Below are 13226 nucleotides of genomic sequence, written 5' to 3' on the forward strand. Positions count from 1 at the left end.
CGTGTTCACAGCCGCGCCATCACCTCACCCAGCAGCCATGGGGTGCGGCAGCACAGCCGTGCGGTGCGGGATCCCCGCGCCTCCCGGCGCGCCGGAAAAGGCTTGCGGGCGCCGACCGCGCCGCGTATGGTCCCGAACTGGCCCTGTCGCCGTCGATTGGAGAGGCCGTTGCGTATCTGAGGTCTGAGACACCGTGTGCCCTGTCTGTGTGCCACGAGTGTGACCTCGGAAGCGAGCCGGCCCTATCTCTCCGCCTCTTCGTCTTCTGACCTCCTGCCTCTGCGGCGTATCGCGCCCCGGGGTCCGGTGTCTCCCGCGTTGTTCACCGCCCCGCACGCGATGCGACCTGGAGGTCCCATGAACTCTTTCGCCACCCCTGCCCTCACCTGCTCCCGGCTGTCCTTCTCCTGGGCGGACGGCAGCCCCGTCTTCACCGGCTTCGACCTCTCGGCCGGCCCCGGCCGCACGGGGCTGATCGGGCTCAACGGCACGGGCAAGTCCACCCTGCTGAAGATCGTCGCCGGTGAGCTGACTCCCGACGCGGGCTCCGTCAAGGTCTCGGGCGAAGTGGGTTATCTCCCGCAGAGCCTGACGCTGGACATCTCCCTGCGCGTGGACGAGGCGCTGGGTATCGCCCGCACCCGGGCCGCGCTGCACGCCATCGAGGCGGGCGACGCGGGCGAGGAACACTTCACCGCCGTGGGAGACGACTGGGACGTCGAGGAGCGGGCCCGCGCGACGCTCGATCAGCTCGGCCTCGCCCACGTGGGACTCGACCGCACCATCGGCGAGCTCTCGGGCGGCGAGTCGGTGCTGCTGCGGCTGGCGGCACTGCTGCTGGCCAGGCCGGACATCCTGCTGCTGGACGAGCCGACGAACAACCTGGACCGGCAGGCCCGGCGCAGGCTCCACGACGCGGTCACGGGCTTCAACGGCGTGCTCATCGTCGTCAGCCACGACCGCGAACTCCTCGCCCGGGTCGACCAGATCGCCGAGCTGCGCGACGGTGAGGTCTCCTGGTACGGCGGCAATCTGGAGGCGTACGAGGAGACCATCGCCACCGAGCAGGAGGCCTCCGAGCGGATGGTGCGCGCGGCCGAGACGGACCTGCGGCGGCAAAAGCGCGAGCTGGCCGAGGCCCAGACGAAGCTGGCCCGGCGGGCGCGCTACGGCAAGAAGATCGCCGCCAGCGGGAGTCAGCCGAAGATCCTGCTGGGCGCGCGCAAGCGCAAGGCGCAGGAGTCCGCGGGCAAGCACCGCAACCTGCACGAGCAGCGCCTGGAGGAGGCCAGGGAGCGGCTGGACGAGGCGGCGGAGCGGGTCCGGGAGGACGCGGAGATCCACGTCGAGCTGCCGTTCACCGCGGTGCCGCGCGGGCGGCAGGTCCTGACCATGGAGGAGGCGGAGCTGCGGCACGGTGCGCGGGTGACGCTGCGGGTGAACGGGCCCGACCGGATCGCGCTCGTCGGGCCGAACGGCGCGGGCAAGACCACGCTGCTGCGGACCGTCGCCGGGCAGCTCGCGCCCGTCTCCGGCGAGGTGCGCGCCCATGTGCCGCTGCGCTGGCTGCCCCAGCGGCTGGATGTGCTCGACGATGCCCTGTCCGTGGTCGAGAACGTGGCCCGGCTGGCGCCGGATGCGACCAACCAGCAGATCAGATCACGGCTGGCCCGGTTCCTGTTCCGGGGCGAGCGCGCCGATCGCGCGGTGGGCACGCTCTCGGGCGGGGAGCGCTTCCGCGCGACGCTCGCCGCGGTGATGCTCGCCGAGCCGGGGCCCCAGCTGCTGATGCTGGACGAGCCGACGAACAACCTGGACATGGCCAGCGTCCGCCAGCTGCGGGAGGCTCTGGCGGCGTACGAGGGCGCGCTGGTGGTCGCCAGCCACGACGTGCCGTTCCTGCGGGAGCTGGGGATCACACGGTGGCTGAGCCTGGCGGACGGGGAGCTGACGGAGGTGGATCCGGAGGAGGTGTAGCGGCTACGGGAACGCCTGTCCGGGCGACCGCTGGAGACGCGGGCCGCGCGTCCGGCAGGACGAATGAGCACCTCAGCTACCACATTCGAGGCAAGCGGCGCATGCTCTCACCCATGGGTGATGTGACACAGCGGGACGGGGCCGGCCGGGGTGCCGTCGTCATAGGTGGCGGGATCATCGGACTGACGACGGCCGTGACCTTGGCCGAGCGCGGCATGTACGTACGGCTGTGGGACCCGCAGGGGCCGGACGAGACGACCTCGGCCGTGGCGGGCGGCCTGTGCTGGCCGTACCGGATCGAGCCGGAGGCGCGGGCTCTGGAGTGGGCCGTCCGCTCCTTCCGCCACTTCTCGTGGCTCGCCGAGCAGCCGCCCCTGACCGGCGTCCGGCTGGTGCGGGGACGGACGCGGGACAGCGTGCCGCCTCCGGAGTGGAGGGCGCTCACCGGCTCCCCGCCCCGCGCCCCGGTTGTCGATATGAAGTCTTATCTCCGCTACCTGACGGGGCGGTTCGAGGCGGCGGGCGGACGCCATGAGCGCCGCGTGGCGCGTTCGCTCGCGGAGGCGGCTGCCGAGGCGCCCGTCGTCGTCAACTGCACCGGGCTCGGCGCGCGCGAACTGGTGCCGGACCCGGCCGTACGCGCCGTACGCGGGCAGATCCTCGTCGTGGAGAACCCCGGCATCGAGGAGTGGTACGTCGCCGCGAGCAGCGACGCGAGCGAGACGACGTATCTGGTGCCCCAGCCCTACGGACTGGTCCTCGGCGGCACGGCACACGACGGCGCCGAGGACCGCACGCCCGATCCGGCGACCGCGGAGGCCATCGTGCGGCGCTGCGCGCGGATCCATCCGGCGCTCACGGAGGCGAAGGTCCTCGAACACCGCGTGGGGCTGCGCCCGTTCCGCCCGAGCGTCCGGCTGGAGGCCGAGCATGTACCGGACGGGCGCGGCGGTGAGTCCCTGTGTGTGCACAACTACGGGCACGGCGGCGCGGGGGTCACGGTCTCGTGGGGCTGCGCGGTGGACGCGGCGCGGCTGGTGGGCCCGCCGGGACGTGCTCGCTGACCGGCACACCTGTGCCCGGCCGACCCGCACGCGCGGGGTCCCGGACGCGGGGCCGCCCGGGACACCGTGAACGCCCTGAGAGCTCAGCGGCAGGTCTCGGCCGGCGTTCCGTCGGTCAGCTTGAACTCGGCGCGCCTGTCCAGCAGCAGCGGCACCAGCGCGCGCTGCGACTGGCGCAGCGGGACGAGTACGCCGTCGCCCCGGCGTTCGGCCTTGACGCCGTGGAGGCCGAGGGGGGTCTTGACGTCCTGCCACTGGCCGGCGCTCAGCCGGTAGCCGCAGGGCGGGTCGGTGAGGACCTGGTCGTCTGAGGGCTTCTCGTTGTCGGCGCCGCCGAGATGGACGGGCCCGTGGTCGGCCCAGCCCTGGGCGCGGGCCTTGTCGGTGGCCGCCTCGATCCTGCCGCGGCGCTGGCCGGTGAAGTCGAAGGCGCCCTTCAGCCCGGCGAGCTGGGAGCCCACGCGGCGGCGGTTGTTGAGCGCCTCGTCCGCCTTCTCCTCCTCTGTGAGGGGATCGACGCGGGTCTCCACGAGCTGGCCGACCGCGTGCTTGACGCCGACCGTGTTGCGCAGGATGCGCTCCTGCCCGTCGCCCGCCACCTGCTTGACCGGCTCGCCGGTCTCGGGGTCGGTCCAGATGCCGTAGATGCCGGTGCTGTAGCCCGCGTCGCCCGCGGAGGGGCGTACGTACTTCTCGGAGAGCGCCGTGGACTCCCGGTGAATGCCGCGCGAGGCGTTGAGGTTGCGCGGCCACAGCGAGAGCAGGTCCTTGACGTAGTACGGCTCGGTGGCGCCGTACTCGTGCAGGTCGTAGACCGTGTCGGGCCGGTAGTCGCGGGTCAGGGCCGCCATGGCGCGGGCTTCCGCCGTCTTGAGGGCCAGATGGTCGCGGTTGATGTCGATGCCGTCGGAGTTGCCCCGGGTGTCGGCGGCGCGGCCGTCGGGGTTGGCCGTGGGGACGACGAGGACGGTCGTACGGGACAAGAAGCGCTGGGTGGCGCGGTCCTTGGTGAAGGCGAGGTCGCGGAGCTTCGTCAGACACGCCTCGCGCCCGGAGGGTTCGTCACCGTGCTGGGAACAGATGAGCAGTACGGAGTTGCCGCGCCGAATCTGCTCGGGTCCCGAGGGCGCGGGGGCACCGATGCGGACGAGCTGGACGGGCCTGCCCTGCTTGGTCGTTCCGATGGTGTCGAGCGCGACGCGGCGGCTCGCCTTGTCGACGGCGGCCAGGAAGTCCTGTTCCTCGGGCTGGGTGGTCCAGCGTGCCCCGTCGGTGCGTTCGAAGCCGGTGCGGGGCGGATCGGCCGCTGCGCGCGGGCCGGGGGCCGCCTCGGCGAGGGGGGCGGTGGCGAGCAGGGGGAGGAGCAGTGCGGCCGACGTCAGGGCCGCCGTCTTCCAGGGGGCGCGGCTGAACCGCGCGAGCGTGGGCATGCCACGGACGTTAACCGTGTGCACTCATGTGCAGAAGGGGCGCGTGTCCACGGGATGGCGATCGTATGACAGATGGTGGCGTGGACATGCGGTGCACAACAGGAGTACATAGCCTTCGGACGAAGTGACTCCTGTCGCGGAGAAGTTGCAGAAGAGTTGGAGGACTCGTGCGTCACAGACTGATCGTCCCGGGTGCGGTGGCAGCCTCGCTGCTGCTGGCGGTCCCCGCCTCGGCCGCCGAACCGGCCCCGGGAGCGCCGGGCGTGGGCGACCCCTACTACCCGGACTACGGGAACGGCGGATACGACGTCTCCCACTACGACCTGCGGCTCAAGTACCAGCCGAAGTCGGACGCGCTGGAGGGCACGGCGACCCTGCTGACCACCGCCACCCAGGATCTGTCGCGCTTCAACCTGGACTTCGCGCTGGACGTCACCGAAGTGCGGGTGGGCGGGAAGAAGGCGAAGTTCACCACCTCCGGCGCCCATGAACTGGAGATCACTCCGGCCAAGTCCCTGGCCAAGGGTGAGCGGGCGACCGTAGTCGTGCGCTACCAGGGCACCCCCTCCAAGGTCGAGGTGAACGGCTTCACCTCCTGGCTGCGCACCCCGGACGGCGGGGTCGCGGCCAACGAGCCGGAGGCCGCCTGGTGGTGGTTCCCCAGCAACGACCACCCCACCGACAAGGCCGGCTACGACGTCAGCGTCGCCGTCCCGGACGGCACCCAGGCGATCAGCAACGGCACGCTCCAGTCGCAGTCCTCGCGCGCCGGATGGACGCGCTACAACTGGCGCTCCCGCGCGCCCCAGGCCACGTACCTCGCCACCCTCGCCGTCGGCAAGTTCGACATCACCCAGGACAAGACGGACTCCGGACTGCCCGTCATCAACGCCTACAGCAAGGATCTCGGCGAGCACGCGGGCGCGGCGCGGGCGAGCGTCGAGCGGACCGGCGAGCTGACCGGATGGCTGGAGAAATACTTCGGCAAGTACCCCTTCGACGCGGTGGGCGGCTACGTCCCCAACACGGACACCACCTATGCGCTGGAGACCCAGACGCGGCCCTTCTACAGCCCCGACGACTTCTCCGACGGCTCCAACACCTCGGTCGTCGTCCACGAACTGGCCCACCAGTGGTACGGCGACAGCGTCTCGCTCAAGGGCTGGAAGGACATATGGATCAACGAGGGTTTCGCGCGGTACAGCCAATGGCTGTGGTCCGAGGACCAGGGTGAGGGCACCGCGCAGGAACTGGCCGACTACGCCTACGCCTCACACCCGGCCGACGACGCGTTCTGGAAGGTCGAGCCCGGCGACCCCGGCGCTGCCAACCAGTTCCACAGCGCTGTCTACGACCGCGGCGCCATGGCGGTGCAGGCGCTGCGCAACAAGGTCGGCGACAAGGACTTCTTCGCCATCTTGAAGGGCTGGCCGAAGCAGCACGCGGGCGGCAACGCGGACGTGGGCGACTTCGTCGCCTACGCGGAGGAGGTTTCCGGTACGTCGTTGAACTCGCTCTTCGACACGTGGCTGTACGAGCCGTCGAAGCCCGACGCCTCGGCGGCGGGCGCTTCCGCTGACGCGGCTCCGAACAAGCCCAGCTCGTGGAAGCAGATCCACTCTGTGGACCATCCGGTCACCGAATCGCGCTAGCGCGCTCGTCGTCCCTCAGGTGCCGGACGGGCTGCCCCTTGGCCCCTCCGGCGTTTGAGGAGCGGGGGTTCGGGGCGGAGCCCCTGAAATGGGTGGCGCCCCCGGCCGAAGGCCGGGGGGAGGAGGGGACGGGGCAGGGGCCACATCACCGGGCCGCACGAGCGCACCGGGCGTAAGGGAGGTAGCGGACACGCTCGGGGAGGCGGGGGACGACGAAGGCCAAGACGCGCCCCAGCCGCCGCAAGCGTCGCTCCTGCCGCACCGTCCACCGCAGCCGCAGCGCCCGCCGCGCTTCAGGCGGCATCATCCCGACGGTCATGAAGCGCCGGAACCGCGCGATCCCGGGCACCACAAGCGGCCACACCATCCGGAGAGCCACCCGCACAGGGCGGGATCCGTAGGGCGGCGGCGGAATGTCGCGGTTCACCGCCGCCAGCTCGACGGCGACCTTGGTGGGCTCGATCTCCTCGACGAGCATCCGGTTCCAGTAGGGCCAGAACTCCTCGAGGGTCTGCGGCATGTCCCGGTCGTTGATGCCCAGGACGCGGCCGACCTGGAGCCACTCCGCGTACAGCTGCCGCTCCTGGGCCGCCGTGTAGGGGCGGCGGCCCAGATATCGCTGGGCGTGCCGGTAGGTGGGGAATCCGGTGGCGTGCACCCAGGCGTAGTAGGCCGGAGCGAGGGCGTGGTACTTCCTGCCGTGCGCGTCGGTGCCCTGGATCGTCTTGTGCAGCTCGCGCAGCCTGCGCCCCTCCTCGGCGCCTTCCTCTCCCCCGTAGACCCACAGCAGCACGCTGCGCAAGGAGCGCTCGCCCCGGCCCCAGGGGTCGGTGCGGAAGACGGAGTGCTCATCCACGCCCGCGCCCACGGCGGGGTGGGCGACCTGCATCGTCAGCGCGGCGGGCAGCATGAGGAGCATCCGGATCTCGCCTGCCACGTCCCACAGGATGCCGCCCGGCGGCGGGGGCTCCGGGCCGGCGTGGTCCGGGCGCGGGGGCGGGCCCGATCCGGAGTGGGGATGCGAGTGCGTTTCACGTGCCGTCACGCTTTCATGATGCATCCGGTGACCTGCGGGACGCACGGCCCCAGCCGGCTCGCAGAGCCGGTCGGGGGTGCCGCCAAGGCTCCCGCCGGGGGTGGTGTGCGGGCGCCTTCTTGAACTGATGTACCCCACTGTCACAACGTGATCACTAACTGCCCTATATTAGTGCGACGTTGACCGGAGGGCTGCGGCTCAACTCTCGCTTCTGCCCGGTTCCCGTCCCCGAGGACCCTGATTGATGACCTTCCCCGAGATACCACCGCCACCGGCCGACGGCGCGGCGGGCCGCACGGAACGGCAGTCGGCCGCGGCACCAGGGACGGCCACGGGCACGGCCCTCGCGCTGCTGGCCGCCGTGGTGGTCGCCGCTGTCGCCTGTCTGAGCGCTGTCTACACCGCGCCCGAGTCCGTCCGTGTACCGGTCGCCTGGGGCAGCGGTGCCGCGGGCCTCGTACTGTGCGTCACCGTCGCCGTCGCCGCGCACTCCGTGCTCACCGCACGGGCGCTGCGCACCCGCCTCGCCGCCCAGGACGCCCAGGCGGCGGGCCGGGAGGCGGCCGACGGACACTTCGCCGCCGACGTCGTCCCCGCCGTCATCGCCCGGCTGCGCGCGGGCGGCTCGGCCGAGACCGCGCTCGCCGAGGCTCCCCCCGTGGCCACCGAGGCGCAGCGCAAGGTGCTGGTCACCCTGGCGACCGAGGTGCACAGGGGCGAGAGCATGCGGGCCGCCGCCATGTCCGCGTGCGCCAACGCGGCGGGCCGGGTCCAGGCGCTGGCCACGAGCATGGCCGCCGACCTGCGCGAGATGGAGCACCGGCACGCCGACGAGGACGTGCTCGGCGACCTGCTGCACCTGGACCACAGGACCGCGCAGACCGGGCGTATCGCCGACTCCATCGCCGTACTGACCGGGGCGCGTTCGGGCCGGCGCTGGGCCAAGCCGATCGTCATGGAGAGCATTCTGCGCGGCGCCATGGGCCGCATCAGCGGCTACCAGCGCGTGCGACTGCACTCCGCCAGTACCGTCGCCATCGCGGGGCACGCCGCCGAGGGCGTGATGCACACCCTGGCCGAACTGATGGACAACGCGGCCAACTTCTCCCCGCCCACCTCCGAAGTGCACGTCTACGTCGAGGAGGTGGCCGCGGGCGCCGTCATCACCATCGAGGACGGCGGCCTGGTCATGGGCGAGGTCGCGCTGCGCCGCGCCCAGCGGGCCGTCTCCGCCGAGCACGGCGACCTGACGACTCTGTCCGGCACCCGCCTCGGCCTCGCCGTCGTGGGGCGGCTGGCGCGCAAGCACGGCCTGTCGGTCTCCTTCCGGCCCTCGGCGCACGGCGGCACGGGGGTGCTGGTGCGGATCCCGCGCGAGCTGATCACCGAGCCGCGGACCGAAGAGCCCACCGCGCCCGCCCCCGCGCAGGCCGCCGCACGCCCCGCCGCGGATGCCCGGAACCCCGCGCGTGGCGCCCCGCGCGCCGTCGCCACGGCGGGTGCCGCCCCCCGGCCGACGGCCCTGCCGCCCTCCCAGGAACAGGAAGAAGAACCCGGGCCACGGCCCGGCAAGCCCGCCAGGACGGAGGTCTCCGGCATGGACGGCAACGGCGACGGCGACCCCGGAAGCGGGCGCGAGCACGCCGCCGCGCCTCCCCCGCCGGAGTTCGGCGAGAGCGGGCTTCCCAAGCGTCGGCGGGGCCAGACGCTCGCTGCCGTCGCCCGCTCCGAGTCCACCGCCGCACGGAGCGCGTCCTCCGAAGCGTCCTCCCCCTCCGGGGCGTCCTCCCCCGACGACCCCGACCCCGACTCCGCGACCTCCCCGGACTCCCCAGGCGCCCCGGGCGGCCCCACCCGGCCGCGGCGCCCGTCCGGGGCGAGATTCGGCGACTTCCGCCGCGCCGTTCAAGGCGGCAGTCCGTCCGAAGAGACCAGCCGGACCTCGTCGGCTCCGGCCTCCTCCCCCGCCCGTTCCTCTCCCCTCCCGGAGGACGACACCGAATGATCACTGACAGCAAGCTCGACTGGCTGCTGGAGAGTCTGCTGGAACGTACGCCGGGTGCCCGGCACGCCTTGGTGCTCTCCCGCGACGGACTCAAGCTCTGCCGCACTCCGGAGCTGTCCATCGACCAGGCCGACCAGCTCGCGGCCATCTCCGCCGGCATCCAGAGCCTCTCCCACGGCGCCTCCGTGGAGTTCGGCAACGGGAGCGGCGGGGTGCGCCAGGCCATGGCCGAGTTCTACGGCGGCATCCTGTTCGTCGTGGAGGCGGGGGACGGCGCGCATCTGGCCGTCGTCGCCGACGAGGACTCCGACGTCGGGCTGATCGGCCACAACATGAACGAACTGGTCGAACAGCTCAGCGAGTACCTCAGCTCACCGCCCCGCGAGCCCGCCACAGGCGACGGGCACGGAGACGGACCGGCATGAAGCGGCCGGGCCGGGACGACGACCCGGACCGGCTGTACACCGTCACCGGTGGGCGCAGCCGTTCCGCTGCGGGTGCGGACACCTTCGACCTGGTGACACTCGTGGTCAGCGAGGGCGAGCCCGTGCGCGGCATGCAGTCGGAGCACGCCGCGATCCTGCGCGTCTGCCGCTTCCCCACGGCGGTCGTCGAGCTGGCCTCGGATCTCGGCCTGCCCGTCAGCGTCGTCCGCATCCTGCTGGGCGACCTGCTTGCCGAGGGAAAGATCACCGCCCGCCATCCGCGCAAGGCGACCGCCGCCCACGCGCTGCCCGACCCCGACATCCTGAAGCAGGTGCTCGTTGGACTCCGCAACATATGAAGCGATCCCAGGGATGACACCCGACCCCGAGGCCAGGCCGCCACTGCACAGCACGGCGGCGCACGGGCTGAAGATCGTGATTGTCGGCGGCTTCGGGGTCGGCAAGACGACCATGGTCCGGGCCGTCAGCGACATCCGTCCCCTGAACACCGAGGAGACGATGACCCGTGCCGGGGAGAGCGTCGATGACGTCGCCGACGTCCGGGGCAAGACCACGACCACGATCGCGTTCGACTTCGGACGGATCAGCCTGAACGAGGAGACGGTGCTCTACCTGTTCGGCGCGCCCGGCCAGGAGAGGTTCTGGTTCCTGTGGGACCGGCTGTTCTCGGGCACGCTGGGCGCCGTGGTGCTGGTGGACACCCGCCGGCTGTCCGACTCCTGGTACGCCATCGACCGCCTGGAGGCGCACGGGACCCCGTTCATCGTCGCCCGCAACGACTTCGGCGGGCCCCAGCACACCGCCCAGCAGGTGCGCGAAGCCCTCGACCTGTCCGAGGACGTCCCCCTCGTCGAGTGCGACGCACGCTCCCGCGAGTCCAGCCGGGACGTGCTGCTCGCGCTCGTCCACCACCTGTACGCCCTGTCCACCGCGCGCGCCGCCCGGGAGACCGCTCCGTGACCACCCCGCAACACAGCACCACGCCCCCCGCTCCTCCGGGCTGCCCCGCGCACGCGGGCTCCGGCCCCCGCTCCGAAGCGGTCCCGCTTATGGGGCCGAGATTCCGCAACGACCAGCGCTCCCGCGTCTACCGGGAGCTGCGTGCCGAGCACGGCCCCCTCGCACCGGTGACCCTGCCGGGCGAGGTGCCCGCCTGGCTGGTGCTCGGATACCGCGAGCTCCACCAGGTCACCACCGACCCCGCGCTCTTCAGCCGGGACTCGGGCCTGTGGAACCAGTGGCCGAACATCCCCGCCGACTGGCCGCTGCTGCCGATGGTCGGCAAGCAGGATTCCATCCTCTACACCGTCGGAGAGCGGCACCAGCGCCGCAAGTCCCTGACCAGCGACGCGCTGGCAGCCGTCGACCCGTTCGAGCTGCGCACCCACTCCGAGCGCTTCGCGGACGAACTCATCGACACCATGTGCGGGCGGGGCACGGCGGACCTGATCGCGGAGTACGCCATGGAGATGCCGGCGCTCGTCCTGGCCAGACTCTGCGGCTTCTCCGACGAGGAGGGCCGGGCGCTGGTGCCCAGCATCAACGCGCTGGTCGACGGCGGCGAGGACGCGGTCGCGGGCAGGGAAAACGTCATGACCGCCATGCGCACCCTGATGTCCTCACGGCGGGCGGCGCCCGCGGCGGGGGTGGCCTCCCGGATGCTGCACCACGACTTCACCGAGGACTTCTCCTTCGAAGAACTCGTCGAAGACATGCTGGTCATCTTTGTCGCGGCCCACCAGCCCACCGCCGACTGGATCGGCAACTCGCTGCGCCTGATGCTCACCGACGACCGGTTCGCCGCCTCTCTCACCGGCGGCCGGCACAGCGTCCCCGAGGCGATGAACGAGGTGCTGTGGGAGGACACCCCCTCCCAGAACATCGCCGGCCGCTGGGCCACCCGCGACACCCGGCTCGGCGGGCAGCGCGTCGCGGCGGGCGACCTGCTGATCCTCAGCTTCGCCGCGGCCAACAGCGACCCGGAGGTACGCCCCGACCAGGAGGCGTTCACCGGCGGCAACAGCGCCTTCCTCTCCTTCGGACACGGGAATCACCGCTGCCCCTACCCCGGACAGGACATCGCCGAGGGCGTCGCCCGTACCAGCATCGAGGTGCTGCTCGACCGGCTGCCCGACGTGGAGCTTGCGGTGAGTCCCGAGGCGCTGGTCTGGCGTCCCTCGCCGTGGCTGCGCGGCCTGGCCTCGCTGCCGGTGCGCTTCACTCCGACCCCCACGAGCGGCCCGGGAGGAAACCGATGACGTCATGTCCCTTCACCGGTGCCGGCGGAGACGGTGCGCGTGAGGTGATCACGCTGGACCCGCTGGTACGCGATCTCGTGGGCGAGGGCGCCCGGCTGCGCGCCGCGGGGCCCGTCGCGGCCGTCGAGCTGCCGGGCGGGGTGCCGGTGTGGGCCGTGACCCACCACGCCGAGGCCCGCCGACTGGTGACGGACAGCAGGCTGGTCAAGGACCTCGCCCACTGGGCGGCCTGGCAGCGCGGCGAGATCCCCGAGACCTGGCCGCTGATCGGGCTCGCCGATCCGGGCCCCAGCATGCTCACCTTCGACGGCTCCGAGCACCGCAGGCTGCGCGCGCTCACCGCGCAGGCCCTCACCCCGCGCAGGGTGGAGGCGATGCGGCCCCGTCTCGAGGAGATCACCACCGGGCTGCTGGACGCGCTGGAGGCGCGGGCCGGCACCGAGGGCCCCGTCGACCTGAAGTCGGAGTTCGCCTACCCGCTGCCCATGGCCGTCATCGGCGACCTGCTGGGCATCGACACCCCCGAGATCCCGCGGCTGCGCACCCTCTACGACGGCTTCTTCAGCAGCCTCACCCCCGGCGAAGAGATGCAGAGCATCCTCGCCGAGCTGGACGCCCTGTTCGGTGCGGTGCTGGCCCAGAAGAAGGAGTCGCCCGGCGACGACCTGACCAGCGCGCTGCTGACCGCCGCCGAGGAGGGTGACTCGCTGAGCGACGAGGAAGTCCTCAGCACCGTCAAGGTGCTGATCGCCGCAGGTCACGAGACGACGATCAGCCTGATCGTCAGCGCGGTGGTGGCTTTGCTGACCCACCCCGGGCAGCTCGCCCTCCTGCGCTCGGGCGAGGTGCCCTGGGAAGCGGCCATCGAGGAGACGCTGCGCTGGGACGCGCCGACCTCCCATGTGCTCATCCGCTTCGCGACCGAGGACATCGACGTGGGCGATACCCGCATCGGCAAGGGCGACGGGGTGATCATCAGCTACGGGATCACCGGCAGGGACGAGCACCAGCACGGCGTCGAAGCCCACCGCTTCGACATCACCCGCACCCCCACCCGCCACCTGGCCTTCGGCCACGGACCGCACGTGTGCCCGGGTGCTCCGCTCTCCCGGCTGGAGGCCCTGGTGGCGCTCCCCGCGCTGTTCGAGCGCTTCCCGGACCTGCGGCTGGCCGTCGACCCCTCCGAGCTGCGCAACAAGCCGTCCGTCACCCAGAACGAGCTGTACGAGCTTCCGGTGCTGCTGCGCTGACGGCTCGCGGCGTCGGCGGATCCTCGTATCGGCGCACCCGCGCGTCCTGAACCGGCGCGTGCGCACACCGGCGCTCAACACCACGGGCGCCGGGCGGGCCGAGATCGG

The 13226-nt window shown here is 72.1% G+C and carries 11 protein-coding genes; 9 read left to right on the forward strand and 2 right to left on the reverse strand.

Features of this window, described 5'->3' with window-relative positions:
* Positions 1-357 precede the first annotated feature (357 nt).
* Together OHB04_RS06265 and OHB04_RS06270 are read left to right on the forward strand one after the other, a co-directional pair.
* Positions 358-1977 carry an ABC-F family ATP-binding cassette domain-containing protein gene (locus OHB04_RS06265; RefSeq protein ID WP_326686685.1) on the forward strand — a complete coding sequence of 540 codons (1620 nt, stop codon included), beginning with the start codon at positions 358-360 and terminating at the stop codon, positions 1975-1977.
* A 113-nt stretch (positions 1978-2090) separates the two neighbouring features.
* Entirely contained in the window at positions 2091-3041 is a 951-nt protein-coding gene (locus tag OHB04_RS06270) for an FAD-dependent oxidoreductase (RefSeq protein WP_326686686.1), read from the forward strand.
* Positions 3042-3124: 83 nt separating this feature from the next.
* On the opposite strand, the gene OHB04_RS06275 is transcribed toward OHB04_RS06270, so the two are convergent.
* A complete protein-coding gene (locus tag OHB04_RS06275; RefSeq protein ID WP_326806983.1) occupies positions 3125-4471 on the reverse strand; it encodes a M14 family metallopeptidase in 1347 nt (448 codons plus the stop codon).
* A 167-nt stretch (positions 4472-4638) separates the two neighbouring features.
* Between OHB04_RS06275 and OHB04_RS06280 the strand changes: the two genes are divergently transcribed.
* A complete protein-coding gene (locus OHB04_RS06280) occupies positions 4639-6123 on the forward strand; it encodes a M1 family metallopeptidase (RefSeq protein WP_326806984.1) in 1485 nt (494 codons plus the stop codon).
* Positions 6124-6268: 145 nt separating this feature from the next.
* Here the strand turns inward: OHB04_RS06280 and OHB04_RS06285 are convergent, their stop codons facing one another.
* On the reverse strand, positions 6269-7183 hold the full coding sequence (locus tag OHB04_RS06285; RefSeq protein ID WP_405806487.1) for an oxygenase MpaB family protein: 915 nt from the start codon (positions 7181-7183) through the stop codon (positions 6269-6271).
* Between the two features lie 220 nt (positions 7184-7403).
* On the opposite strand from OHB04_RS06285, the gene OHB04_RS06290 reads away from it, so the two are divergent.
* From OHB04_RS06290 to OHB04_RS06315, 6 genes are all read left to right on the forward strand, one after another.
* Complete coding sequence (locus OHB04_RS06290) at positions 7404-9164, forward strand: sensor histidine kinase (protein WP_326806985.1); 1761 nt, start codon at positions 7404-7406, stop codon at positions 9162-9164.
* Positions 9161-9589, forward strand: a complete 429-nt coding sequence (locus OHB04_RS06295; protein WP_326686690.1) for a roadblock/LC7 domain-containing protein — start codon at positions 9161-9163, stop codon at positions 9587-9589. Before OHB04_RS06290 ends, OHB04_RS06295 begins: the two co-directional genes overlap by 4 nt.
* A complete protein-coding gene (locus OHB04_RS06300; protein WP_326686691.1) occupies positions 9586-9948 on the forward strand; it encodes a DUF742 domain-containing protein in 363 nt (120 codons plus the stop codon). Before OHB04_RS06295 ends, OHB04_RS06300 begins: the two co-directional genes overlap by 4 nt.
* A gap of 13 nt (positions 9949-9961) precedes the next feature.
* Positions 9962-10570: a GTP-binding protein gene (locus OHB04_RS06305; RefSeq protein ID WP_326686692.1), complete on the forward strand. Its 609-nt coding sequence runs from the start codon at positions 9962-9964 to the stop codon at positions 10568-10570.
* Between the two features lie 89 nt (positions 10571-10659).
* Complete coding sequence (locus OHB04_RS06310) at positions 10660-11868, forward strand: cytochrome P450 (protein WP_326686693.1); 1209 nt, start codon at positions 10660-10662, stop codon at positions 11866-11868.
* Positions 11865-13118, forward strand: a complete 1254-nt coding sequence (locus OHB04_RS06315) for a cytochrome P450 family protein (RefSeq protein WP_326686694.1) — start codon at positions 11865-11867, stop codon at positions 13116-13118. The genes OHB04_RS06310 and OHB04_RS06315 overlap by 4 nt, the downstream gene beginning before the upstream one ends.
* Positions 13119-13226: the final 108 nt, after the last annotated feature.

Origin of the sequence: Streptomyces sp. NBC_01775, assembly GCF_035917675.1 — a bacterium.
Taxonomy (GTDB): domain Bacteria; phylum Actinomycetota; class Actinomycetes; order Streptomycetales; family Streptomycetaceae; genus Streptomyces.

What these genes read in the sequence shown, in the direction of transcription:
- OHB04_RS06285 (WP_405806487.1), bottom strand. Translation starts at nt 7,183, where the DNA reads ATGCATCATGAAAGCGTGACGGCACGTGAAACGCACTCGCATCCCCAC.
- OHB04_RS06275 (WP_326806983.1), bottom strand. Translation starts at nt 4,471, where the DNA reads ATGCCCACGCTCGCGCGGTTCAGCCGCGCCCCCTGGAAGACGGCGGCC.
- OHB04_RS06265 (WP_326686685.1), top strand. Translation starts at nt 358, where the DNA reads ATGAACTCTTTCGCCACCCCTGCCCTCACCTGCTCCCGGCTGTCCTTC.
- OHB04_RS06290 (WP_326806985.1), top strand. Translation starts at nt 7,404, where the DNA reads ATGACCTTCCCCGAGATACCACCGCCACCGGCCGACGGCGCGGCGGGC.
- OHB04_RS06305 (WP_326686692.1), top strand. Translation starts at nt 9,962, where the DNA reads ATGACACCCGACCCCGAGGCCAGGCCGCCACTGCACAGCACGGCGGCG.
- OHB04_RS06310 (WP_326686693.1), top strand. Translation starts at nt 10,660, where the DNA reads ATGGGGCCGAGATTCCGCAACGACCAGCGCTCCCGCGTCTACCGGGAG.
- OHB04_RS06300 (WP_326686691.1), top strand. Translation starts at nt 9,586, where the DNA reads ATGAAGCGGCCGGGCCGGGACGACGACCCGGACCGGCTGTACACCGTC.
- OHB04_RS06295 (WP_326686690.1), top strand. Translation starts at nt 9,161, where the DNA reads ATGATCACTGACAGCAAGCTCGACTGGCTGCTGGAGAGTCTGCTGGAA.
- OHB04_RS06315 (WP_326686694.1), top strand. Translation starts at nt 11,865, where the DNA reads ATGACGTCATGTCCCTTCACCGGTGCCGGCGGAGACGGTGCGCGTGAG.
- OHB04_RS06270 (WP_326686686.1), top strand. Translation starts at nt 2,091, where the DNA reads ATGGGTGATGTGACACAGCGGGACGGGGCCGGCCGGGGTGCCGTCGTC.